The organism is Synechococcus sp. CCY 0621 (assembly GCF_019038465.1).
GTDB lineage: Bacteria > Cyanobacteriota > Cyanobacteriia > PCC-6307 > Cyanobiaceae > Cyanobium.
Map to the genome: position 1 here is coordinate 23093 of NZ_JAFKRH010000031.1, position 21039 is coordinate 44131.

At 70.2% G+C, this 21039-nt stretch carries 26 protein-coding genes and 1 tRNA gene; 12 read left to right on the top strand and 15 right to left on the bottom strand.

All coding sequences use genetic code 11. The annotated features are described in order from the left end of the window. A complete protein-coding gene (locus KUG43_RS09345; RefSeq protein ID WP_216908394.1) occupies positions 1-744 on the bottom strand; it encodes a TIGR04283 family arsenosugar biosynthesis glycosyltransferase in 744 nt (247 codons plus the stop codon). Here KUG43_RS09345 and ubiG point away from each other — a divergent pair. Beyond that, the gene (gene ubiG / locus KUG43_RS09350) at positions 719-1504 is read left to right on the top strand and encodes a bifunctional 2-polyprenyl-6-hydroxyphenol methylase/3-demethylubiquinol 3-O-methyltransferase UbiG (RefSeq protein WP_286194595.1); all 786 of its coding nucleotides are present in this window, start codon (positions 719-721) and stop codon (positions 1502-1504) included. The genes KUG43_RS09345 and ubiG overlap by 26 nt on opposite strands. Here the strand turns inward: ubiG and KUG43_RS09355 are convergent. Together KUG43_RS09355 and KUG43_RS09360 are read right to left on the bottom strand one after the other, a co-directional pair. Then, complete coding sequence (locus KUG43_RS09355) at positions 1473-1919, bottom strand: RrF2 family transcriptional regulator (protein WP_216908396.1); 447 nt, start codon at positions 1917-1919, stop codon at positions 1473-1475. The genes ubiG and KUG43_RS09355 overlap by 32 nt on opposite strands. Next, positions 1919-3493 (bottom strand): UbiD family decarboxylase, encoded by a 1575-nt coding sequence (locus KUG43_RS09360; protein WP_353617988.1) that lies wholly within the window; start codon positions 3491-3493, stop codon positions 1919-1921. Before KUG43_RS09360 ends, KUG43_RS09355 begins: the two co-directional genes overlap by 1 nt. A gap of 73 nt (positions 3494-3566) precedes the next feature. Here KUG43_RS09360 and KUG43_RS09365 point away from each other — a divergent pair, with 73 nt between their 5' ends. The 5 genes from KUG43_RS09365 (at position 3567) to sds (ending at position 8139) form a co-directional block, all read left to right on the top strand. Beyond that, positions 3567-4322: a 2-phosphosulfolactate phosphatase family protein gene (locus KUG43_RS09365; RefSeq protein ID WP_216908398.1), complete on the top strand. Its 756-nt coding sequence runs from the start codon at positions 3567-3569 to the stop codon at positions 4320-4322. 61 nt (positions 4323-4383) lie between these two features. Next, positions 4384-5202, top strand: coding sequence for a carbon-nitrogen hydrolase family protein (locus KUG43_RS09370; protein ID WP_216908400.1), 819 nt, complete (start codon positions 4384-4386; stop codon positions 5200-5202). Between the two features lie 6 nt (positions 5203-5208). Further along, positions 5209-6309 (top strand): N-acetylmuramoyl-L-alanine amidase, encoded by a 1101-nt coding sequence (locus tag KUG43_RS09375; RefSeq protein ID WP_216908402.1) that lies wholly within the window; start codon positions 5209-5211, stop codon positions 6307-6309. Then, positions 6306-7130, top strand: coding sequence for a glutamate racemase (gene murI, locus KUG43_RS09380; RefSeq protein WP_216908404.1), 825 nt, complete (start codon positions 6306-6308; stop codon positions 7128-7130). Before KUG43_RS09375 ends, murI begins: the two co-directional genes overlap by 4 nt. Before the next feature lie 37 nt (positions 7131-7167). Continuing rightward, the gene (gene sds / locus KUG43_RS09385) at positions 7168-8139 is read left to right on the top strand and encodes a solanesyl diphosphate synthase (protein ID WP_216908406.1); all 972 of its coding nucleotides are present in this window, start codon (positions 7168-7170) and stop codon (positions 8137-8139) included. Here sds and KUG43_RS09390 read toward each other — a convergent pair. The 3 genes from KUG43_RS09390 to KUG43_RS09400 all read right to left on the bottom strand — a co-directional run bounded on the left by KUG43_RS09390 (position 8133) and on the right by KUG43_RS09400 (position 9686). Beyond that, positions 8133-8792, bottom strand: a complete 660-nt coding sequence (locus KUG43_RS09390) for an HAD family hydrolase (RefSeq protein WP_216908408.1) — start codon at positions 8790-8792, stop codon at positions 8133-8135. The two genes, sds and KUG43_RS09390, sit on opposite strands and share 7 nt — an antisense overlap. A gap of 14 nt (positions 8793-8806) precedes the next feature. Further along, the gene (locus KUG43_RS09395; protein WP_216908410.1) at positions 8807-9118 is read right to left on the bottom strand and encodes a hypothetical protein; all 312 of its coding nucleotides are present in this window, start codon (positions 9116-9118) and stop codon (positions 8807-8809) included. 115 nt (positions 9119-9233) lie between these two features. After that, positions 9234-9686 carry a tryptophan-rich sensory protein gene (locus KUG43_RS09400; protein ID WP_216908412.1) on the bottom strand — a complete coding sequence of 151 codons (453 nt, stop codon included), beginning with the start codon at positions 9684-9686 and terminating at the stop codon, positions 9234-9236. 80 nt (positions 9687-9766) lie between these two features. On the opposite strand from KUG43_RS09400, the gene acs reads away from it, so the two are divergent. Further along, positions 9767-11740 (top strand): acetate--CoA ligase, encoded by a 1974-nt coding sequence (acs, locus tag KUG43_RS09405; protein WP_216908414.1) that lies wholly within the window; start codon positions 9767-9769, stop codon positions 11738-11740. 24 nt (positions 11741-11764) lie between these two features. Here acs and KUG43_RS09410 read toward each other — a convergent pair whose 3' ends face one another. Both KUG43_RS09410 and KUG43_RS09415 read right to left on the bottom strand, forming a co-directional pair. Next, positions 11765-12493, bottom strand: a complete 729-nt coding sequence (locus KUG43_RS09410; RefSeq protein WP_216908416.1) for a DUF1350 family protein — start codon at positions 12491-12493, stop codon at positions 11765-11767. 31 nt (positions 12494-12524) lie between these two features. Continuing rightward, a complete protein-coding gene (locus tag KUG43_RS09415; protein WP_216908417.1) occupies positions 12525-12989 on the bottom strand; it encodes a peroxiredoxin in 465 nt (154 codons plus the stop codon). Between the two features lie 101 nt (positions 12990-13090). Between KUG43_RS09415 and KUG43_RS09420 the strand changes: the two genes are divergently transcribed. Then, the gene (locus KUG43_RS09420; RefSeq protein ID WP_216908419.1) at positions 13091-13957 is read left to right on the top strand and encodes a 3'-5' exonuclease; all 867 of its coding nucleotides are present in this window, start codon (positions 13091-13093) and stop codon (positions 13955-13957) included. A 111-nt stretch (positions 13958-14068) separates the two neighbouring features. Beyond that, positions 14069-14323, top strand: coding sequence for a hypothetical protein (locus KUG43_RS09425; RefSeq protein WP_216908421.1), 255 nt, complete (start codon positions 14069-14071; stop codon positions 14321-14323). 118 nt (positions 14324-14441) lie between these two features. Here the strand turns inward: KUG43_RS09425 and KUG43_RS09430 are convergent. The 7 genes from KUG43_RS09430 to KUG43_RS09460 all read right to left on the bottom strand — a co-directional run bounded on the left by KUG43_RS09430 (position 14442) and on the right by KUG43_RS09460 (position 18260). Next, positions 14442-14515, bottom strand: a tRNA-Pro gene (locus KUG43_RS09430). Between the two features lie 14 nt (positions 14516-14529). Then, positions 14530-14886: a hypothetical protein gene (locus tag KUG43_RS09435; RefSeq protein ID WP_216908423.1), complete on the bottom strand. Its 357-nt coding sequence runs from the start codon at positions 14884-14886 to the stop codon at positions 14530-14532. Beyond that, entirely contained in the window at positions 14883-15044 is a 162-nt protein-coding gene (locus KUG43_RS09440; RefSeq protein ID WP_216908425.1) for a hypothetical protein, read from the bottom strand. The genes KUG43_RS09435 and KUG43_RS09440 overlap by 4 nt, the downstream gene beginning before the upstream one ends. After that, on the bottom strand, positions 15041-15349 hold the full coding sequence (locus KUG43_RS09445; protein WP_216908427.1) for an MliC family protein: 309 nt from the start codon (positions 15347-15349) through the stop codon (positions 15041-15043). Before KUG43_RS09445 ends, KUG43_RS09440 begins: the two co-directional genes overlap by 4 nt. An 11-nt stretch (positions 15350-15360) precedes the next feature. Further along, entirely contained in the window at positions 15361-16077 is a 717-nt protein-coding gene (msrA, locus tag KUG43_RS09450) for a peptide-methionine (S)-S-oxide reductase MsrA (RefSeq protein WP_216908429.1), read from the bottom strand. A gap of 26 nt (positions 16078-16103) precedes the next feature. Further along, positions 16104-16382, bottom strand: a complete 279-nt coding sequence (locus KUG43_RS09455) for a hypothetical protein (protein ID WP_216908431.1) — start codon at positions 16380-16382, stop codon at positions 16104-16106. 129 nt (positions 16383-16511) lie between these two features. Further along, complete coding sequence (locus KUG43_RS09460; protein ID WP_216909014.1) at positions 16512-18260, bottom strand: ABC transporter ATP-binding protein; 1749 nt, start codon at positions 18258-18260, stop codon at positions 16512-16514. 55 nt (positions 18261-18315) lie between these two features. Here KUG43_RS09460 and KUG43_RS09465 point away from each other — a divergent pair, with 55 nt between their 5' ends. The 3 genes from KUG43_RS09465 (at position 18316) to carA (ending at position 21038) form a co-directional block, all read left to right on the top strand. Next, positions 18316-18624 carry a DUF3288 family protein gene (locus tag KUG43_RS09465; protein ID WP_216908433.1) on the top strand — a complete coding sequence of 103 codons (309 nt, stop codon included), beginning with the start codon at positions 18316-18318 and terminating at the stop codon, positions 18622-18624. A gap of 195 nt (positions 18625-18819) precedes the next feature. Continuing rightward, the gene (gene trpD, locus KUG43_RS09470; RefSeq protein ID WP_216908435.1) at positions 18820-19860 is read left to right on the top strand and encodes an anthranilate phosphoribosyltransferase; all 1041 of its coding nucleotides are present in this window, start codon (positions 18820-18822) and stop codon (positions 19858-19860) included. Continuing rightward, on the top strand, positions 19857-21038 hold the full coding sequence (gene carA / locus KUG43_RS09475; RefSeq protein WP_216908438.1) for a glutamine-hydrolyzing carbamoyl-phosphate synthase small subunit: 1182 nt from the start codon (positions 19857-19859) through the stop codon (positions 21036-21038). The genes trpD and carA overlap by 4 nt, the downstream gene beginning before the upstream one ends. The last annotated feature ends 1 nt before the right edge of the window (position 21039 follow it).

The following is a 21039-nucleotide window of genomic DNA, read 5'->3' on the forward strand; positions in this document are numbered from 1 at the left end:
TCAGTCGCGGATGTCGCCGTAGAAACGCTTCAGCCGTGGGGCCGGCATGCCCAGGCCCCACAGCAGGCCGATCCACAGGTAGACCCCGGTGGCCTTCCAGGACCCCCAGCGCGCCACCCGGCGGTCGGAGGATTCCACCACCCGGTTGAGCTGACGGATGCGGCCCAGCCGGCCCAGGCGCTCGCAGAGATCGGCGTCCTCCATGATCGGCAGGCTGTCGTCGAAGCCCCCGCAGCGCTCGAAGTCGCGCCGCCGGCAGAACATCACCTGATCACCGAACAGCACCCGGAACCCCTTCAGGACGTAGCGATGGGGCCGGAACAGCAGCGCTGCGTAGTGGGTCTTGAGGGCGTTGTGCAGGCTCACGCCCCAGCGGGTGCTCCGGGCACCCCGCATCAGCGCGATGAAGCCCCCGCAGCTGGTGGCCGGATCGGCCAGGGTGCACCTCACCAGCAGCACCAGATCCGACGGCACCAAGGTGTCGGCGTGAAGGAAGCAGAGGATCTCGCCGCGGGCCTCAGCTGCCCCCCGGTTCATCTGCACCGCCCTCCCCACTTGCTGGCAGCAGATCACCCGGCAGCCGTGCACGTGGGCCCTGGCCAGGGTGGCATCCGTGCTGCCGCCATCCACCACGATCACCTCATCGGCAGCCGGATCGAGGATCTCCAGCTGGTTGAGGGTGCGTCCCAGGTGACCGGCTTCATTGAGGGTCGGGATAATGATCGAAACCGACGGCGCCGTCACCTTGTTGCGCAACAACCTCTCATTCTACGATCAACAGGCGGCCGTCTGGTGGGATGAGAACGCCACCATCTTTCCGCTCCGTCAACTCAATCCACTGCGCTTTCTCTGTTTTGATCAGTTTGTTGCCCAATGGAGAGATCTTCGCGTCCTGGATGTGGGCTGTGGCGGCGGCTACACCTGTGAATTCCTGGCGCGCCGCGGCGCCCGTCTGAGCGGCGTCGACCGTTCCGGTCCTTGCATTGATGCGGCCCGGAGCCATGCGGCCGAGGTGGGTCTGGCGATCGATTACCGGGTGGGACTGGCGGAGCAACTCCCTTTCGCCTCCGAACGTTTCGATGTGGTGATCTGCGTCGATGTGCTGGAGCATGTCGATCGTCCGGCCGCCGTGATCGCGGAGATCGCCAGGGTTCTGGCCCCCGGAGGAATCTTCTGCTTCGACACCATCAATCGCACCTTCCGCTCCCGGCTCACCATGATCTGGCTGCTGGAGACGCTGCTGCGGCTGATACCGGCCGGGGTGCACGACTGGGAGCGATTCGTGACACCGGAGGACCTCGAGGGTTGGCTGCTGGCCCGCGGCTTCAGCGCCATCCGGATGCAGGGCATGGATCTCTTCGGCCGTGGTCCGCTGCGCACCCTGGGCCGGCTGCTCCACTACCTGCGCACCGGCGGCTTCCAGGTGGCCTTCGACCAGGATCTGGACGTGATGTTCATCGGAACGGCCCGGCTCAGCCCAGCAGCAGTCCCCCGGATTCGCTGAAGGCCGCCTGGGCGCTGCGCAGATCAAAGAGCAGGTCCTCCAGGGTCAGCCGGTCCAGTTCCCGCTCCAGGGCCTGCAGCAGGCGTCGGTTGAGCACCCGGGTCACGCGGTCGCTGGGCTGGGGGTCTTCCTCCGGCTCCGTGGCGGCCATCAGGCTGGCGGCCGGGGCGTCCACCGCCGCCAGGATCGCCGCCAGGGGCAGGTTGGCGGGCAGGCGCCGCAGCCGGTAGCCCCCCTGTCGGCCGCGCCGTGACTCCACCAGCTCAGCCCGGCGTAACTTGAGCATCAGCTGCTCCAGCATCGGGGCGGGCAGGTCCTGGGCCAGGGCCAGTGCGTTGACCGACTGCCAGCGCGGCGGATCCAGGGCCAGCTCCAGCAGGGCCTTGAGGGCGTAGATGCCGCTGCGGCGCAGCATCAGCGTCCGGCGGCCAGGCGCTCCAGCACGTGCTCCAGGGTGTACCCGAACAGGGCGGGATCCGGCTCGCCCTGGCCCAGATCGTCGAGGCCCAGTTCTCCCCAGCGACCATCCACCCGCGCCTCCAGGGCGGCATCCCGGCCCAGGGCCTGGCCCCAGTCGTGGCGCTTCTCCGGACCGATCTTGGTGGTGGCATCAATCGCCAGCCGCCCCCCTAGCCCCAGCCGTTCGCTGGCGAAATCGAGCGAGTCGAAGGGGGTGTCCTCCAGCACGAACAGGTCGCGCTGCGGATCCACCTGGGCGCTGATCGCCCAGATCACCTGGCGCGGATCGCGGATCGCGATCGATTTGTCGACCACCACCACGAACTTGGTGTAAGTGAACTGGGGCAGGGCGCTCCAGAAGGCCATGGCCGCCCGCTTGGCCTGGCCCGGATAGGCCTTGTCGATGGCGATCACCGCCAGCTTGTAGCTGAGGCCCTCCATCGGCAGGAAGAAGTCGACGATCTCGGGAATCTGCTGGCGCAGGATCGGCGTGTAGATGCGGTTCAGGGCGATCGCCAGCATGGCCTCTTCCTTCGGCGGACGGCCGCTGAAGGTGGTCAGGAAAATCGGCTCACGGCGCTGGGTGACGCAGTGGAAGCGCACCAGGGGCGAGTCCTCTTCACCGCCGTAGAAACCCATGTGGTCGCCGCAGGGACCGTCGGGGAGAACCTCGCCAGGGGTGATCGTGCCCTCCAGCACCACCTCGCTGTGGGAGGGCACCTCCAGATCGAGGGTTTTGCAGCGGGCCAGTCGCACGCCCTCACCGGCGTAGAGCCCGGCGAACAGCCATTCGCTCAGCTGCACCGGTATCGGCGTGGCCGCCGCCATCACCAGCAGCGGGTGCACACCGATGGCCACTGCCACCTCGAGCTTGCGGCCCATCGCCGCCGCCTTGCGCAGGTGCCGGGCGCCGCCCCGCACGCTCAGCCAATGCACGGTGGCGCTGTTGATCGACTGGCGCTGCAGCCGGTAGACGCCGACGTTGGGCACGCCGGTTTCGGGGTCCTTGGTGATCACCAGCCCGAGGGTGATCACCCCGCCCGCATCCCCCGGCCATGGGCGCAGCAGCGGCAGGGACTCCAGGTTCACCAGATCGCCTTTGAACACCTGCTGGTGGCAGGGGGGGGTGAGGTCGAGGTCGGGCCGGGCCCGCACCAGATCCCAGAACACCCCCCCGAACTTCATCACCTCCTTGAGGCCCTTCGGCGGCCGGGGCTGCTGCAACAGGGCCAGGCGTTCACCAAGGGCTTCGAGCTCCTCGGGCCGTTCCATGCCCATGCTCCAAAGCACCCGTTCCACCGTGCCCATCAGGTTCACGGCCACCGGCATGGGGGAGCCGATCACGTTCTCGAACAGCAGGGCCGGGCCGCCCATGGCCAGCACCCGATCGGCGATGGCCGCCAGTTCCAGATCCGGATCCACCGGCGCCGTGATGCGCCGAAGCTGGCCGCGCTTCTCCAGCAACGCCAGGAAATCGCGCAGATTGCGCTGCCGCCCGAGCGCCTTGCCGCTCCCGATTCCTTCAGCCACCACCCTCGCCACCGTCGTCCTGCGCCGTCGAGCTGCTGCCTACTGTGACGCACCCCCGTAGCGATCGCGTCCCGTGCTGCTCTCCTACTTCCACACCTCCGAAGCCGTTCCCCCTCTGCGTTCTCCCGAGGAGGACGGCCCCGACGCGGCCGTGGTCATCGACGTGCTGCGGGCCACGACCACCATCGCCTGGGCGCTCCAGAACGGGGCCGAGGCGATCCAGGCCTTCGCCGATCTCGGCGCCCTCGAAGCCGCCGCCGCCGACTGGCCGGCCCCTCGCCGGCTGCGGGCCGGGGAGCGGGGCGGCAAGCGGGTGGAGGGCTACGACCTGGGCAACTCCCCCCTGGCGGTCACCCCGGAGCGGGTCGAGAGCAAGCGCATTTTCCTGAGCACCACCAACGGCACCCGCTCCCTCGACCGGGTCCAGGCGGTGCCCCTGCTGATCACCGCCTGCCTGCCCAACCGCACCGCCGTGGCCAGGCGCCTGATCGAGCGGCAGGCCCTGCGGGTGTGGATCGTGGGCAGCGGCTGGGAGGGGGACTACTCCCTTGAGGACAGCCTGGCGGCGGGGGCCGTGGCTTCGGCCGCGATCGAGCTGGCGGTGGCCCCCCACATGGGGGTGCGCTGCGCCAACGACGAGATGCTGGCGGCCCTCGCCCTGTGGCAGCAGTGGCGCCATGACACCGAGACCTGCCTGCGCAGCGCCAGCCATGGCCAGCGCCTGATCAGCCTCGGCAACCACGACGCCGATTTCGCCTGCTGCGCCGCCGTGGACAGCCTGGAGATCGTGCCGATCCAGGCCGAACCCGGGGTTCTGCGCGCCAGCTGAGCCGCGCCTTGCCCCCCTTGGCGGGTCCCTTACGATTCGCCGGTCTTGGTGTGGTCCGGCGGTGAGCAGTTTTCTGGCAGCGGCGCTGCAACTCACCAGCACGCCGGATCCGGAGGCCAATTTCGCGGCGGCGGAGGAGCTGATCGAACTGGCGGCCCGCCGCGGCGCCGACCTGGTCGGTCTGCCCGAGAACTTCGCCTTCATGGGCGACGACGCCCGCCGGCTGGAGCTGGCACCGGTCCTGGCCGAACGCTGCAGCCGTTTCCTGGTCACCATGGCTCGCCGCTACCAGGTGACCCTCCTGGGAGGGGGGTTTCCGGTGCCGGCCGGGGAGGGCCAGACCTTCAACCGCGCCGAGCTGGTGGGCCGGGAAGGCCAGCTCCTGGCCCGCTACGACAAGATCCACCTCTTCGATGTGGACCTGCCCGACGGCATCACCTACCGGGAGTCCGCCACGGTGCAACCCGGCCACGAGCTGCCGCCGGTGGTTGATGTGCCAGGGCTCTGCCGCGTCGGCCTGTCGATCTGTTACGACGTCCGCTTCCCCGAGCTCTACCGCCAGCTGGCTGGTGCCGGTGCCCAGTTGCTCATGATCCCGGCCGCCTTCACCGCCTACACCGGCAAGGACCACTGGCAGGTGCTGCTCCAGGCCCGGGCGATCGAGAACACCGCCTACGTGCTGGCGCCCGCCCAGACCGGGCTCCACTACGGCCGCCGCCAGACCCATGGCCATGCCCTGGTGATCGACCCCTGGGGCACTGTGATGGCCGATGCGGGGGTGGAGCCGGGTCTGGCGATGGCCCCGGTCGACATGGCCCACGAGGCCAGGGTCCGTGCCCAGATGCCGAGCCTGCAGCACCGTCACCCGGCCCTTTTCTGAGTGTCCATGGGAGTGCGTGCGTCGCGATTCGCCTGGTTGCTGAGCTTGCCCCTGCTGCTCGGGGCCCTGCCCGCCCAGGCGGCGAGCGCCCTTTCCGCCTGGCGCCTCAGCCGCGAGGGGGTGCTGGAGCTGCGCACCTCCCCGGGGGTCCGGCTGCAGGCCTTCTACGAGGAAGGTTCCGGCCCCACCGGCCCCCGGGTGTGGGTGGACCTGCCCGGTGCCCCCCAGCGCAGCCGTTCGGTGCCCGTCGGCGGTCTGGTGCGGGAGGTGCGCATCGGTCGGCCCGATTCAGGCACCACCCGGCTGGTGCTCGAATTCAGGCCCGGCACCCGCCTGGATCCGCGCCAGCTGCGGCTGGTGGGCACGTCCCGGGATCGTTGGCGCCTCACCCTCACCGGCCTGCCCCTCAGCGGCTTCACCCGCAACGTCGGCGAGGGCGACATGGACGCGACAACGTCCAGCTGGACCGCTTCGCGCCCCAGCGGCTACGGCAGCAGCGGCCGGGCCACCTCCGGCCGGCCCCTGTCCTCCGATGGCCTGCCCGTCGTGCCCCGGGGCCGCTTCCGGGTGGTGATCGATCCGGGTCACGGCGGACCCGATCCGGGGGCCGTGGGGATCGGTGGGCTGCGGGAGACCGACGTGGTGCTGGATGTGAGCCTGCAGGTGGCCCAGCTGCTCCAGACCCGGGGGGTGCAGGTGCTGATGACCCGCACCTCGGACGTGGACGTTGACCTGCCCCCGCGGGTGTCGCTGGCCAACAGCAGCAACGCCGACGTGTTCGTCAGCATCCATGCCAATGCCCTGAGCATGGCCCGCCCTGATGTGAACGGGGTGGAGACGTTCTATTTCCAGTCAGGCAGCTCCCTGCGACTGGCCCAGGCGATCCAGTCCCGCATCATGGCGATCTCGCCAGGCACGCCCGATCGCGGGGCCCGCCCGGGCCGTTTCTTCGTGATCCGCCGCACGGTGATGCCGGCGGCGCTCGCGGAGATGGGTTTCGTCACCGGTCGCGTCGACGCCCCCCGCCTGGCCGATCCCAATTTCCGCCGCCGCCTCGCCGTGGCCATCACCGCCGGCATCCTCGACTTTCTCCAGGGGGCCTCGTGAGCCTGCTGGTCGGTCTGTTCGACAGTGGCCTCGGCGGCCTGACAGTGCTGCGCCAGGTCCATGCCCTCTATCCCCACTCCCCTTGCCTCTACCTGGGGGACACGGCCCGGGTCCCCTACGGACAGCGCTCGAAGGAGGAGATCCGGGCGATCGCCTCGGAGGTGGTGCACTGGCTGCGCCTGCAGGGGGTGGGGGTGCTGGTGATGGCCTGCAACACCTCCAATGCCCTGGCCCTTGACGTGGCCGTGGGCGAAGCGGGCGTGCCGGTGGTTGGCCTGATCGACAGCCTGGCCAGCGAACTGACCAGCGACCACGTCGGGGTGCTGGCCACCCCGGCCACCGCCGCCAGTGGTGCCTACCGGCGCTCGATCCAGGCCTGCCGCCCCTCGGCCCGGGTGCTGGAGATGGGCTGTCCCGCCTTCGTGCCCCTGATCGAGGCGGGCGATCTGCAGGCCCCTGAGCTGCGCGCCGCCGCCGCCCGCTACCTGGCCCCGTTGCTGGAGGCGGAGGTGGACACCATCGTGCTGGGCTGCACCCACTACCCGCTGCTGCGGGCCCTGCTGGCCGAGCTGCTCCCCCCGGATGTGCAGCTGGTGGACCCGGCCCTGGCGGCCGCCCAGCGCCTCGGTCCCCTGCTGGCCAGCCTGGGCGATTCCCCTGAGGTCGACCAGGCGGTGGAGTCGGTGCGGCCGCCCCTGGAGCGCACCCGTTTCTGTGTCACCGGGCCCGCCGAGGCCTTCGCCACCGCGGCAGCGGCCTGGCTGGGAAGCCGCCCGGCGGTGCGCAGCGTCAGCCTGCAGTCGCCCACCCGCGCCTATTGAGGCACGGCCCCTAGGATCCATTCATCGTGGAGGTGACGTGGCGACGGTTGCAGAGTTGCTCCAGCCGGTGGAGTCCGACCTCGATGCCCTGCTGGCCGATTTGCGCAGCCTGATCGGCGCCGGCCATCCGATTCTTCAGGCCGCTGCCGAGCACCTGTTCGCGGCCGGTGGCAAGCGGTTGCGACCGGGCATCGTGCTGTTGCTGTCGCGGGCCATTGCCCCCGATGGGGGCCTCAGCCCCCGCCACCGGCGGCTGGCGGAGATCACCGAGATGATCCACACCGCCTCTCTTGTTCACGACGACGTGGTGGATGAGGCGGCCACCCGCCGGGGCGTGGCCACGGTGCACAGCCGCTTCAACCATCGCGTTGCCGTGCTGGCTGGCGATTTTCTCTTCGCCCAGGCCAGCTGGCACCTGGCCAACCTCGATGATCTCGAGGTGGTGAAACTGCTCTCCCGCGTGATCATGGACCTGGCCGATGGCGAGGTGCGCCAGGGGCTGTTCCGCTACGACACGGGCCAGAGCTTCGAGACCTACCTCGAGAAGAGCTACTGCAAGACGGCGTCGCTGATCGCCAACAGTGCCCGCGCCGCCGGGGTGCTCACCGGTCTGCCCGAACCGCGCCTGGACGCCCTGTATCGCTTCGGTCGCCAGCTCGGCCTGGCCTTCCAGGTGGTGGATGACATCCTCGATTTCACCGCCAGCGACCAGCAGCTCGGCAAGCCCGCCGCCAGCGATCTTGCCTCGGGCTACCTCACCGCCCCGGTGCTCTACGCCCTTGAGGAGCGGCCCGCCTTGGCCGGGTTGATCGAGCGGGAGTTCTGCGAAGCCGGCGACCTCGACCAGGCCCTGGCCATGGTGCGCGGCTGCGAGGCCATCGGCCGTGCCCGTGCCCTGGCCGAGGGCTTCGCCCGGGAGGCCCACGAGGCGATCGAGTGGTTGCCCCCCTCGGAGCCCCGCAGTGCCCTGCGCGCCCTGCCGGAATTCGTGCTCAGCCGTCTTTACTGATCCAGCTCCACCTCTGCCAAAGAGTTGAGGCAGATCACACCTTCGGGGTAGGCCTGGCAGCCCACCCCTTGGGGGAGCAGCACATGCACCCGGCAGCCGGCGCCCAGGGCGGCGGCCACACCGGCGCTGGAATCTTCGAAGGCCCAGCACGCCGTGGGTGCCACCCCCAGGCGCCGGGCCGCCAGCAGGAAGGGGTCGGGGGCGGGTTTGCCGCCGCCCAGGTCCGGGTCATCGCCATGGACCCGTTCGCGGATCAGGGCCATCCAGGGGTGGGGGGCCACCTTCATCGCCACCGCCTGGTGTGCGCTGCTGGTGGCCAGGGCCATGGGGATCCCCAGGGCCGCGCAACGACGCACCAGGGCCTCGGCGCCGGGCATGGCCGGGGCCGTGGCCAGCAGGGCTTCGGCGATCGGCTGACGCACGGCCAGCAACTCCTGGACGCTGAGCGGCGGCCCGCCGGCGGCAACGATCCACTGCTGCACCTGGCTGGCGCAGTCGAGGCGCCGCCGGCCCCGCAGACTGAGCAGTTCGGCCCCAGAGAGGGGGCGGCCGAAGCGGCTGGAGGCCTCCTGCCAGGCCCTGGCATGGGAGGGCTCGGTGTCCAGCAGCAGACCGTCGAGATCGAACAGGCAGGCGGCGGGTCGCTGGGGCATGCCCCCAGCCTGCATCAGGACGGATCGTTCTCGGGGTAACGGTCCTCCAGCGCGGTTTCCAGGGTGGTGAGCAGCAGCACCAGGGCGGCCCGCTCATCGAGCTCGCTGCCGCCCACCTCATGGATCCAGCGGTGGCAGAGGGCCTCGATCTGCTGGAACAGACCGGTGCCGCCCCGCAGCAGGGTCATCACCTTCTCGACGTTGTCCTCATCGATGTCCGGCGGCAGACCCACCACGTAGCGGCGACCGTCGTCCCCCACGTAGGTGAGGTTGCCATCGGCGTCGCGTGTCGGGCCGGCATGGGGCGTGATGGGCTGCTCCTCCATGGCCTTCCGCTCCATTCCCTTGGGTTCGCCCCCTGGCTAACGCCGCCGGGCGAACTTGCCAAGCAGCGATGAGCAGCCCTGATCGGCCCGATCGGTGCTTCAGGGCCTGAGGGCCTCAGCGGTTCAGCCGCTGCATCCGCCAGGTCACGAAGGTGCCGATCGGGCTCCAGAGCAGGAAGGGCAGCAGCAGCAGGCTGGCGGGCCGTGACACGGCCAGCAGCGCCAGCGCCAGGCCCAGTCCCCAGAGCCAGCCGGCCAGGCCCGCCGCCGTTCCCCAGGCGAGCCGCCGGGTGCGGCAGATCAGCAGCGTGTAGCTCTGCACCAGAACGAGCAGCACCAGGAAGCCCACCATGGCCAGGGGCGCCGTCACCCCACCAGCCCACCAGCGGATCAGGGCCGAGGCGTAGAAGCAGACGTAGACGACCGACCAGATCACGGGGATCCAGCGCTCGAAGGTGAGCCAGCGCGGCCGCCGCAGCCGCAGGAACCAGGCGAACTGCTGGCGGCTCGGGGTCAGGACGGCGATCACCAGGCCCATCACCAGCAGGATCGTCAGCCAGGCAGGCATGGGAAGGGAGCCGTGTCCCTCCAGCGTGGCCTGTCTGCGGTTGAATGCACCATGCCCCAGCCCGCCCGGCAGGCTTTGCCATGACCCAGGACTCCTCGCCCACGATCGAGTCGGTGCTTCAGGAACAGCGGCAATTCGATCCGCCGCCCCAGCTGGCCGCCGCGGCCCGCATCGGTTCGATGGCCGCCTACGACGCGCTGGTGGCGCGCGCCCAGGCCGATCCCGATGGCTTCTGGGGGGAAGCGGCCCGGCGCGAGCTGCACTGGTTCGTGCCCTTCGACACGGTGCTCGACTGGAGCAACCCGCCCTTCGCCCGCTGGTTCGAGGGGGGCACCACCAACCTGTCCTACAACTGCCTCGATCGCCATCTGGATGGCCCCCGCGCCGACAAGACGGCCCTGATCTGGGAAGGTGAACCGGGCGACGTGCGCCGCTTCACCTACCGCGAACTGCACGCCGAGGTCTGCCGCGCCGCCAACGCCCTCAAGGCCCTCGGTGTGGGCAAGGGGGATCTGGTGGCCCTGTACATGCCGATGGTGCCGGAGGCGGCCATCGCCATGCTGGCCTGCGCCCGCATCGGGGCTCCCCACTCGGTGGTGTTCGGCGGCTTCTCGGCCGAGGCCCTGCGTGACCGCCTGATCGACGGTCAGGTGAAGCTGGTGATCACCGCCGACGGCGGCTTCCGCAAGGACAAGGCCGTCTCCCTCAAGCCGGCGGTGGATCAGGCCCTGGATGAGGGCTGCCCCAGCGTGGAGCACGTGCTGGTGGTGCGCCGCACCGGCGAGGCCACCGGCTTCGAGGCGGGTCGCGACGTCTGGTGGCATGAGCTGGTGGATGGCCAGAGCGCCGACTGCCCGGCCGAGCCCATGGCCAGCGAAGACCGCCTCTTCGTGCTGTACACCTCCGGCTCCACCGGCAAACCCAAGGGGGTGGTGCACACCACCGCCGGCTACAACCTCTGGGCCCATCTCACCTTCCAGTGGATCTTCGACATCCGCGAGGACGACATCCACTGGTGCACCGCCGATGTGGGCTGGATCACCGGCCACAGCTACATCGTTTACGGCCCCCTTTCCAACGGCGCCACCACCCTCATGTACGAGGGGGCACCGAGGCCCGCCAAGCCGGGGGCCTTCTGGGAGGTGATCGAGAAGCACCGGGTGACGATCTTCTACACCGCCCCCACCGCCATCCGCGCCTTCATGAAGAGCGGTCGCGAGGTCCCCGACCGCTACGACATGTCCAGCCTGCGGATCCTCGGCACCGTCGGCGAGCCGATCAATCCGGAAGCCTGGATGTGGTATCGCGATGTGATCGGCGGCGACCGTTGCCCCGTGGTGGACACCTGGTGGCAGACCGAGACCGGCGGGGTGATGATCAGCCCCCTGCCTGGGGCCACCCCCACCAAGCCCGGTTCGGCCACCCTGCCCCTGCCGGGCATCGTCGCCGATGTGGTGGATCTGGAGGGCAACAGCGTGCCGACGGGGCAGGGGGGCTACCTGGCGGTGCGGCGCCCCTGGCCCGGCATGATGCGCACCGTGCACGGCGATCCCGACCGCTTCCGGCGCAGCTACTGGGAGCACATCCGGCCCGCTGATGGGAGCTACCTCTATTTCGCCGGCGACGGCGCCCGTCGTGACGCGGATGGCTATTTCTGGGTGATGGGCCGGGTCGATGACGTCATCAACGTCTCCGGCCACCGGCTGGGCACGATGGAGATCGAATCGGCCCTGGTGAGCCACCCGGCGGTGGCGGAGGCCGCGGTGGTGGGCCGGCCCGACGATCTCAAGGGGGAAGGGATCGTGGCCTTCGTCACCCTGGATGTGGGTGTGGACGGCGACGCGGCCCTGGAGGCGGAGCTGCGCCGCCACGTGGGCCTGGAGATCGGGCCGATCGCCCGGCCGGATGTGATCCGCTTCACCGATGCCCTGCCCAAGACCCGCAGCGGCAAGATCATGCGCCGGATCCTGCGCTCCCTGGCCGCGGGCCAGGAGGTGAGCGGCGACACCTCCACCCTGGAAGACCGTTCGGTGCTCGACCAGCTGCGGGTGTGAGGCTCTTCGTCCGTCCGGATGGCCTCAGGTCGTTCGGGACCAGGTGCTGATCTGCTCGGCCAGCCGCTCCATGCCCCGCTGGCGGGCCGGATCATCGGCCCATTCCCCCAGGAACTGCTTGCGCAGGCCGCCGCTGGCCGGGGTGAGGTGATCCCCGGGCAGCTCGACCAGGCTGGAGGCATCGCCGGCCCTGGCCTGCAGCACGCCGATCAGCCGGCCGCTCTGGTCGATGCTGTCGCGGCTGAAGCGCACCAGCAGGTTGCGGGGCTGGCGGTAGCTGCTGCCGATCTGGAGCAGGGTGTCCTCCGGGGAGGGGCTGAACTCGCTGCGGAAGCGGAATTGCTGGCCCAGCTCAGCCAGGAAGGGGATCGAGCGCTCGGCCGAGAAGTTGTTGAAACTGAGCGCCACCAGGCCATCACAGCGGCGGCCGCCATCGGGGGCGAGCAGGTGCAGCTTGCAGCCGAGGCTGTGGCCCAGGCGGATCAGGGTGGCGTCGGCCGGCCCGGCCTGCTGCTCCCGCACCTGGCGGAACAGGCGCCAGGCGGCGTTGGCCTGGGCCTGGTGGTCGAAGCCCGGCACGTAGCTCCAGGCATGGATCCGCCAGCCGCGGGCGGCCAGGGCCTCGAGAAAGCGCCGGTAGCTCAGCTGGGGGGTGGCGGCCAGGTAGCTGCCGCCGATGAACTCGATCAGCCCCAGGGGCCGGCCCGTGGGCTCCAGGGTCCAGAGCTCCCCCTGCTGTCGCCACAGTGTCATCGGCCCTGTCCCTCCCTAGGCACGGCGTGGCTCAGGACGCCTGGAGGCCCCGCAGGGCCTCGAGGGCCTCGCGCCGGTGGGCCGGGCCGTCGAGCAGGTTGTTGAAGACGTGGCGGACCACCCCCTGGCCATCGATGACGTAGGTGACCCTGCCGGGCAGCAGGCCCAGCACGCTGGGCACGCCGAAGGCCTTGCGCAGCCGGTTGCCGCCATCCACCAGCAAGGGGAACGGCAGCCGGTGACGGTTGGCGAAGCGCCGGTGGCTGGCGGCATCGTCGCCGCTGACGCCCCACACCGCGGCCCCGAGCTCCTGCAGGTCGGCGTAGCTGTCCCGGAAGGCGCAGGCCTCCATGGTGCAGCCGGGGGTGTCGTCCTTGGGGTAGAAGAACAGCACCAGGGCCCTGCCGTCCAGCTGGTCACTGCGCCGTTCCGTGCCGTCCTGGTCGGGCAGGGCGATCAGGGGGGCGGTGTCGCCGGGGGCGAGGGCTGGAGCCACGGAAGGCGGGGAGCACTGGGGGTTCGCCCAGCCTAGGAAGCACGGCCCCGGTGGGGCCTTGCCCGGCTTGCGACGATGGTGATGCGTGTGGACGGCGCCCGATGCAGGAGCAACCCGGTCTCTGGCAGCAGAACGATCTGCTGGGCATGGCCGCGCCGGTTCCTGTCGAGCCGCCCCCCGCCGCCGCGATCCGCCCGGCCCCCCTGTCCCTGCCGGCCTGTGCCGGCCGCCCAGCACGGGCCCTGCCCCGGGTTCCGGAGACCCTGCTGATCCTCGACACGGAGACCACCGGACTCTCCAGCCTGCAGGGCCAGTGCATCGAGGTGGGGGCGATCCTTTTCCATGTGCCCCACCGGGCCGTGCTCACCCAGGTGTCGTTCCTGATGCCCTGCGCCGCTAACGCCGCCGAGGGCATCAACGGCATCCCCGCCGCCGTGACGCGCCTGGAGCAGCCCTGGCAGGACGCCCTGGCCTGCTTCCGGGCCATGGTGGCAGCCTCTGAGGCCCTGGTGGCCCACAACGTCGCCTTCGACCGTCAGTGGTTCGGCCTGGGGCCGCTGCCGGTGCTGGATCGCCCCTGGATCTGCTCGATGGAGGACATCCGCTGGCCGGCGGAGCGCCAGCTGCGCAGCACCCCTTCCGTCCGTGATCTGGCCCTGGCCTACGGCGTGCCGGTGTGGGCGGCCCACCGTGCCCTGACCGACTGCATCTACCTGGCCCAGGTGTTCGAGCGCTGCACCGACCTGGAGGCCCTGTTGCAGGCCGCCCTGGAGCCCCGCAGCCTCTACCGGGCAGACCTTCCCTATGCCGAGCGTCACCGCGCCCGGGAAGCTGGCTTCCGCTGGAACGAAGCGGTGCCAAGGGCCTGGAGCCGACGACTGAGCCGGCGGGAGGCGGAGGCCTTGGCCTTTCCGGTCCAGTTGGTGCCCGATCCCTCCGCCACCGAAGTCCTGGCCAGAAGTGCCTGAGGCCGGCGCCAGATCTTCCGTTTTTGTTTCGATGGTTGAAGCAGATCCGGTGATCCGGGGCGCTTCGCCGCCGCCTCCCCACCCTTGGAGTGTTGTTTCGGCGCCGCCGTCATGGTCACCCGGCTGCCAACCAGCTCCGGTGAGGGCGCCGAACCCGCGCAGCATCGCGTGCGCCGCTGGCAGACGGCCCGCACCTGGGCACGGCTGATCCGGGAGGCGGAAGCCCTCTGGCGGGTTGATGTCCGTGCCCTGCGCCGCCTGGCCTCCCAGGAGCTGTTCCAGCTGGTGCAGGAGGTGCCGCCCCGCCTGCGTCGGCGCGTCAACCTCTGGCTGGTGCGCTTCAACGTCGCCACCCGGCTGCACTGACGCTTCGCCAGGCTCCGGCAACGCGATCCGGGCCAAAAAAAATCAGCTGATGGGACCAGCTGAAGGAACGAACAACAACCGACGGCCCTTGGGCGGAACGTTCGGTCGACCGGCTGAATCGGAGCGGCGGGATTCGAACCCACGACCCCCACTACCCCAAAGTGGTGCGCTACCAAGCTGCGCTACGCCCCGGCGGAATGAAGCTATCACAGCGTCCTGGGGGTGCCGCGGCGTCTGGACAGGCGCCGCATCAGGCGATTGGTGAGGCGCTGGCGCCCCATCACCGTGTAGCCACAGAGACGCTCGCGCCGGGCCATCAGCCGCAGCTCCGCCAGCCCCATCGTGGCCAGCTGCAGTTCCGGCAGCCGCTGCCAGGCCATCGACGGCAGGGGCAGCTCGGAGCCTTCCCGACCCTCCCTGAAGCCCTTCAGGGCGCCGCCGGCCATCCATTCCGGTACCAGCACGAACAGCACGGCCAGCAGGCCGTAGAGCTCCACCAGCCCCTTTGGCAGCGGATGCAGCTGGCGCCTGGGCTCGTCCCGGTCCTCGGCGGGGTCTTTCACGAGAGGAAGGTCGGCGCCTGGGCACTGGGCCCCTGGCGCCACTGCAGCGGCGGTTCGCCGGAGGGATGCAGACGCACGGTCCAGAAGGCCAGGGCGAAGCAGATCCCGACGGCGGCGATCAGGGCCACGATCACCACCCGATCGGAGAGGGGCTTCATACCTGTTCGCTGCGTACGCAGATGCGTCGACTGGGCAGCTGTTCGAGGGTGAGTTCATCGCCGCGCAGGATCACCCGCAGGCTCTCGTTCTGGTAGCGAAGGCCCGGAGCGTCCGATTCCTCCCGGAACAGGGTCGACCGGGTGCGGCCGGCGATCAAGGAGGCCTGGGAGGCGTTGCGCTCCAGCACCACCGAGACGCGGTCACCGCAGAGGAACCGTTCGCGGATGTCGTAGTTCTCCCACCAGGGGGACTGCATCGCCAGCAGGGGAAGGAGTCCGAGCGCGAGCAGCGGGGGGGCGGCCATGGAGGGGGCGATCAGACGAGGGCGATCGGCGCATTGTCGCCGCGAAGGACGCAATGGGGGATGGCCCAGTCATAGCTTTCCCACACGCTGGCGGGAAGGAGATAGGTGGCGCCGGGGAAGGGGCCGAGGCGGAGGCCCGTGGGCTGGGCGGAGCAGTAGGGGCGGCTTCCGGGCTTGGCCAGGTACTGCTGGTGGTAGGGCTCGGCGAAGTGGAAGCGTCTGCCGGCGCCGATCTCGGTGGTGATGGCTCCAGCCCCGGCGGCATCGAGAGCCGCCTGGTAGGCCTGGCGGCTGGCCTCGGCGAGGGCCAGCAGGGCGGGATCGTCCACGAAGATGGCGGATCGGTACTGGCTGCCGCGGTCATTGCCCTGGCGGTTGCCCTGGGTGGGGTCGTGGCACTCCCAGAACAGCTTGAGCAGATCGGCGAAGGAGACGCGCTCCGTGTCCCACACCACCCGCACCACCTCGGCATGGCCGCTGCGGCCGCTGCAGACCTGCTCGTAGGTGGGGGAGGCCAGCTGGCCACCGGCATAGCCCACCGCGGTGGTGACCACTCCGGGCAGGCGCCAGAAGCCCTTCTCCGCCCCCCAGAAGCAGCCGCAGCCGAACTGGGCCTCCGCCTGGGCCTCCGTCAGCGGGGCCGCCAGCGGGGTGCCCAGCACGGCGTGGACGCCCGCGGTACCCGTGTTGCCAGCGCTGCCCGAAGGGCTGTTGAAGAGGCCGAACAAGGTGATGTGCCGTCAGGGACCCAACCCTAGGAAGCCCCCTGACGGTCCTGTTGCGGCACCAGGGCGATGTGGTTGAGCAGGGTGGTGATGAAGGCGAACAGCAGGAAGGGCAGCGACAGCACCAGGATCAGGCCCACCCCCACCAGGGCGAACAGGGGCCGGCTCGCCCCCATCAGGGCCAGACCCGCTGCCAGGCTCACGAAGATCACGGCCATCCAGATCAGCACCTGGCCGTAGATGTCACCGAAGGTCAGGGTGCAGCGAACGTTGAGCGTCTGGCTGAGGGGCGACGGGGTGGGGGCCATGGGAACGGCGTGGCAGGCGGTGAGGGAACCACGGCCCTTCCAGGTAAGCCCAGCCACCGCCCCTCGATGGTGGAACTCAACAACTGTTAGAAACCTCGCCCAGCTGGCGCCAGGGGCTCTGCGGTCCGCTCAGGCAGCCTGCAGCTGGCGAACCGCCTCTTCCCGGTCCCAGAGACGGCGGTAGGTGCCCTCCTGCTGCAGCAGGTCGTTGTGGTGGCCCTCCTGGACGAGGTGACCCCCTTCCAGCACCAGGATCCGGTCGCAGGCTGCCGCCGCCGAGAGCTGGTGGCTGATCATCACCACCGTGCGGCGCTGCTCCTCGCGCACCGAACGCAGAATCCCTGCCGCCGTGTTGTTGTCGACACTGGCCAGGGCGTCATCGAGCACCAGCAGGGGGGCCTCGACCAGCAACGCCCGCCCCAGGGCGGTGCGCTGGCGCTGGCCGCCGCTCAGGGTGATGCCCCGCTCCCCCACCAGGGTGCGGTAGCCATCGGGGAAGCCCTTGATGTCCCCCTCCAGCCGGGCCTGGCGGGCGGCCTCCTCCACCCGCTCCATGCCGGCCTCGGGATCGCCGTAGCGCAGGTTGTCGGCCAGGCTGGCGGTGAACAGGTACCCCTCCTGGGGCACCAAGGCCACCTGGCGCCGCAGATCGCCCAGCTGCAGCCGGGTGACGTCGACCCCATCGAGGAACAGCTGGCCGGCGGGCACTTCCACCATCCGGCCCAGGGCCCGGGCCAGGGTGGTCTTGCCGCAACCCACAGGCCCCACCACCGCCACCAGCTCACCGGGGTGGATTTCGAAGCTGAGGTCCTCCAGCGCCGGCCGCTCCGCCCCCGGGTAACGGACCGTGAGTCCCCTGGCCACGACGGCGCCGAGGGCCGGGCGACCGGGGGACAGGGGATCGGCGGGCGACACGATCGCGGGGGGGTGGCTGAGCAGGGCTTCGACCCGCTCCAGGCTCACCTGGCCGGTCTGGAAGGTGTTGAGCGTGAAGCCCAGCAGGGCGGTCGGGAAGACCAGGCGCTCCACGAACAGGATCAGGGCCACCAGATCGCCGATGCTGAGCCGACCGCTTTCCAGCTGGCCGCTGCCCAGGGCCAGCAGCAGCAGCAGGCTGAGGGAGGCGATTCCCTCCAGCAGGGGAAACAGGGTGCTGCGGGTGCGGGCCAGGGAGAGCTGGGCATCCAGATACACCTTGTTGAGGTCGGCGAAGGCCTTCTCCTCGGTGGCCTCCTGGCCGTAGATCTTGATGGCGCCGATGCCGCTGAGATCCTCCTGGACCAGATCGCTGAGGTTGGCGAGCACCTCCTGCTGGCGGCGCTGCTGCTTCATCATGCGGCCGCCGAACAGGCGCACCACCATCAGCATGCCGGGGTAGAGGGACACCGCCGCCAGGCTCAGCAGGGGGTCGATCGCCAGCATCGCCGGCAGGGTGAGGGCATAGGCCAGCACCGTGTTGGTCAGGCTGAGCAGGGCGAAACCCAGCAGCCGCCGGATGTTCTCCACATCACTGGTGGCCCGGCTGATCACCTCGCCGCTGCCGGTGGTCTGCACCCAGCCGGGGTCCTGGGTGAGCACGTGGTCGAAGATCCGCTCCTTGAGGCTCGCCTCCACCTGCCGGCCGACCCCGAACACCAGCATGCGCGAATAGAGGCGGGTGGCCCCCATCACCGTGGCCATCACGATGATCAGACCCGCCACACCGAGCACATCGCCGAGCACGAAGCCGGGCTTGAGCGCGTTGATCGTCTGCCGCACCACCAGGGGGATCGCCACCCCGAGCAGGTTGACCACCACCAGGGCGCCGGCCCCCACCAGCACCGTGCGCCTGTGGGGCCGGAGGTAGCGCCCGATCAGATCCAGCCGCAGGGCGCTCATGCAGGACGGACGGGACATCGGGAGCCCCTAACCTAGGCATCGCTCCCCAGGGTCCATGGACGACCAGAACCATCCCCTCCATGCCAGCGACCGGGAGACGGTCGACAGGCTGCTGGCGGTGGAGCGCCCCCAGGACGAGCACCTGGTCGATGCTGCCAGGCTGCAGATGCGCTACGCGGGTTTCCCCGGAGCCGCCGACATCCGCGATGACCTGGACAAAATCCTGCGGCTCTGGGGGCTGGACGGCGAGGCGCTCCATGGCCGTACCCGCGCCATCTGGGCAGCAGGGTTCCGGCCGGGCGCCGCTCCGGTGGCTGAGGCGGTGGGTTCCGGTTTCGATACCTCCTCCGACGACGCCGGCTGAGCCGGCAGGCGCCGATTATCGGCCTGTTGGTCAGAATGGAGCTCCTCAGGCGATAGTGGTGGCGTCCCCATCACCCGGCCCGGTGTGCTCTGCACCCGGGCTATTTTTTTTGGGATCCTGCTTTCCGTGGCCTGAATGGCCTCAAGGGCTGAAGCTGCGTCCCTTAAGTTGCCGCTGACGGTTCAGCTTTCGGTGATGCCTGCCTCTCCCGCCTGGCCCCAGTTGCTGGAGCAGCTTCTGTGCGGCCAGGACCTCCAGGCCGACCAGGCCGAGGCCCTGATGCGGGGCTGGCTGGCCGGTGCCATCGATCCCGTGCTGACCGGGGCGTTGCTGGCGGCCCTACGGGCCAAGGGCACCAGCGGTGAGGAGCTGGCGGCGATGGCTGCCGTGCTGCGGGAGGCCTGCCCCCTGCCAGGAGAGCGGCCACCGCTGGAGCTGATCGACACCTGTGGCACCGGCGGCGCCGGCGCCGACAGCTTCAACATCTCCACGGCCGTGGCCTTCACGGCGGCCGCCTGCGGGGCCCATGTGGCCAAGCATGGCAACCGCAGTGCCAGCGGCCGCGTCGGATCGGCCGACGTGCTCGAGGCCCTGGGCCTGCAGCTGGGGGCCCCGCTGGCGACGGTGGTGGAGGCCCTGCCACGGACCGGCGTGACCTTTCTGTTCGCCCCGGGCTGGCACCCCGCCCTGGTGGGGATGGCCCCCCTGCGCCGCAGCCTCGGCGTGCGCACCGTCTTCAACCTGCTCGGACCGCTCGTCAATCCCCTCACCCCCGAGGCCCAGGTGCTGGGTGTGGCCCGGCCCGACCTGCTCGATCCGATGGCCGACGCCCTGCGTCGCCTCGGCCAGCGGCGCGCCATCGTCGTCCATGGCCATGGCGGCCTGGATGAAGCCACCCTCTCGGGTCGCAGTGAGCTGCGCCTCCTGGAGGACGGCGTGGTGCGCAGCGAGTGGCTCGATCCTGCGGCCCTGGGGTTGGCGCCCGCCGATCTGGAGGCGCTCAGGGGCGGGGATGTGGTGGCCAATCGTCTGATCCTGGAGGACGTTCTGCAGGGACGGGGCACCCAGGCCCAGGCGGATGTGGTGGCCCTCAACGCTGCCCTGGTGCTCAAGGCGGCCGGGCTGGAGCCGTCCATCGCCGCAGGCCTGGTACGGGCTCGCCAGGCCCTGGCTGATGGCAGCGCCTGGGCGAGGCTGGAGGCGCTGCGGGCCGCGCTGTCGGGGTCTGAAGGATGATCAGGGTTCCTGCCGACGCCACCCTGGACACCCCTCAGGAGGGCCCTGCCGTGCCCAGACCCGCCGTGCTTGTCCTGGCCGATGGCACCGTGCTGCGGGGCCTGGCCTGCGGGGCCCGTGGTCGCGTCTGCGGCGAGGTGGTCTTCAACACCGGCATGACCGGTTACCAGGAGGTGCTCACCGATCCGAGCTACGCCGGCCAGCTGATCACCTTCACCTATCCGGAGCTCGGCAACACCGGCGTCAACGGCGAGGATCTGGAGGCGGACAAGGCCCATGCCCGCGGCTGCATCGTGCGTCAGCTTGCCCCTCGACCCAGCAACTGGCGCTGTGAGGAGACCCTCGACGACTGGCTGAGCCGCCAGGGGGTGGTGGGCATTCGCGGCGTCGACACCCGTGCCCTGGTGCGCCACCTGCGCGAGGGCGGCGCCATCAATGGCGCCATCGCCAGCGACGGCACCGATCCAGCCACCCTGCTGCAGGAGGTGCTGGCCACCCCGGCCATGGATGGCCTCAACCTCGCGGCCCGGGTCAGCACCAGGGAGCCTTACACCTGGCGCCGCCCCTGCTCGGCCCCCTTCGACACCAGGCTCCAGCCCGCTCCAGAGCGCCCCTACCGGGTGGTGGCGATCGATTTCGGCATCAAGCGCGCCATCCTCGAGCGTCTGGTGGCCCACGGCTGTGAGGTCACCGTGCTGCCGGCCGATGCCTGCCTGGAGCAGGTGCTGGCGCTGGAACCGGAGGGGGTGTTCCTCTCCAACGGCCCGGGGGATCCAGCCGCGGTGCGAGAAGGAATCGGCCTGGCCCGCGACCTGCTGCAGCAACCGCAGTTGCCGGTCTTCGGCATCTGCCTCGGCCACCAGATCCTTGGTCTGGCCCTCGGGGGCCGCAGCTTCAAGCTCGGCTACGGCCACCGCGGCCTCAACCACCCCTGTGGCTCCCCCGGTTCGGTGGAGATCACGAGCCAGAACCACGGCTTCGCCCTCGATCCGGATTCCCTGCCGGCCGAACGGGTGCGGATCACCCACCGCAACCTCAACGACCACACGGTGGCGGCGCTGGAACTGCGCAACCAGCCGGTGTTCGGCATCCAGTACCACCCCGAGGCCAGTCCCGGTCCCCACGACGCCGACCACCACTTCGCCCGGTTCGCGGCGCTGATGGCGGAACGGCGCTGAA

What these genes read in the sequence shown, in the direction of transcription:
- KUG43_RS09375 (WP_216908402.1), top strand. Translation starts at nt 5,209, where the DNA reads ATGGGAGTGCGTGCGTCGCGATTCGCCTGGTTGCTGAGCTTGCCCCTG.
- KUG43_RS09355 (WP_216908396.1), bottom strand. Translation starts at nt 1,919, where the DNA reads ATGCTGCGCCGCAGCGGCATCTACGCCCTCAAGGCCCTGCTGGAGCTG.
- KUG43_RS09425 (WP_216908421.1), top strand. Translation starts at nt 14,069, where the DNA reads ATGGTCACCCGGCTGCCAACCAGCTCCGGTGAGGGCGCCGAACCCGCG.
- KUG43_RS09455 (WP_216908431.1), bottom strand. Translation starts at nt 16,382, where the DNA reads ATGGCCCCCACCCCGTCGCCCCTCAGCCAGACGCTCAACGTTCGCTGC.
- ubiG (WP_286194595.1), top strand. Translation starts at nt 719, where the DNA reads ATGATCGAAACCGACGGCGCCGTCACCTTGTTGCGCAACAACCTCTCA.
- KUG43_RS09395 (WP_216908410.1), bottom strand. Translation starts at nt 9,118, where the DNA reads ATGGAGGAGCAGCCCATCACGCCCCATGCCGGCCCGACACGCGACGCC.
- KUG43_RS09465 (WP_216908433.1), top strand. Translation starts at nt 18,316, where the DNA reads ATGGACGACCAGAACCATCCCCTCCATGCCAGCGACCGGGAGACGGTC.
- trpD (WP_216908435.1), top strand. Translation starts at nt 18,820, where the DNA reads ATGCCTGCCTCTCCCGCCTGGCCCCAGTTGCTGGAGCAGCTTCTGTGC.
- KUG43_RS09445 (WP_216908427.1), bottom strand. Translation starts at nt 15,349, where the DNA reads ATGGCCGCCCCCCCGCTGCTCGCGCTCGGACTCCTTCCCCTGCTGGCG.
- KUG43_RS09440 (WP_216908425.1), bottom strand. Translation starts at nt 15,044, where the DNA reads ATGAAGCCCCTCTCCGATCGGGTGGTGATCGTGGCCCTGATCGCCGCC.
- KUG43_RS09390 (WP_216908408.1), bottom strand. Translation starts at nt 8,792, where the DNA reads ATGCCCCAGCGACCCGCCGCCTGCCTGTTCGATCTCGACGGTCTGCTG.
- carA (WP_216908438.1), top strand. Translation starts at nt 19,857, where the DNA reads ATGATCAGGGTTCCTGCCGACGCCACCCTGGACACCCCTCAGGAGGGC.
- KUG43_RS09400 (WP_216908412.1), bottom strand. Translation starts at nt 9,686, where the DNA reads ATGCCTGCCTGGCTGACGATCCTGCTGGTGATGGGCCTGGTGATCGCC.
- KUG43_RS09420 (WP_216908419.1), top strand. Translation starts at nt 13,091, where the DNA reads ATGCAGGAGCAACCCGGTCTCTGGCAGCAGAACGATCTGCTGGGCATG.
- KUG43_RS09410 (WP_216908416.1), bottom strand. Translation starts at nt 12,493, where the DNA reads ATGACACTGTGGCGACAGCAGGGGGAGCTCTGGACCCTGGAGCCCACG.
- acs (WP_216908414.1), top strand. Translation starts at nt 9,767, where the DNA reads ATGACCCAGGACTCCTCGCCCACGATCGAGTCGGTGCTTCAGGAACAG.
- KUG43_RS09460 (WP_216909014.1), bottom strand. Translation starts at nt 18,260, where the DNA reads ATGAGCGCCCTGCGGCTGGATCTGATCGGGCGCTACCTCCGGCCCCAC.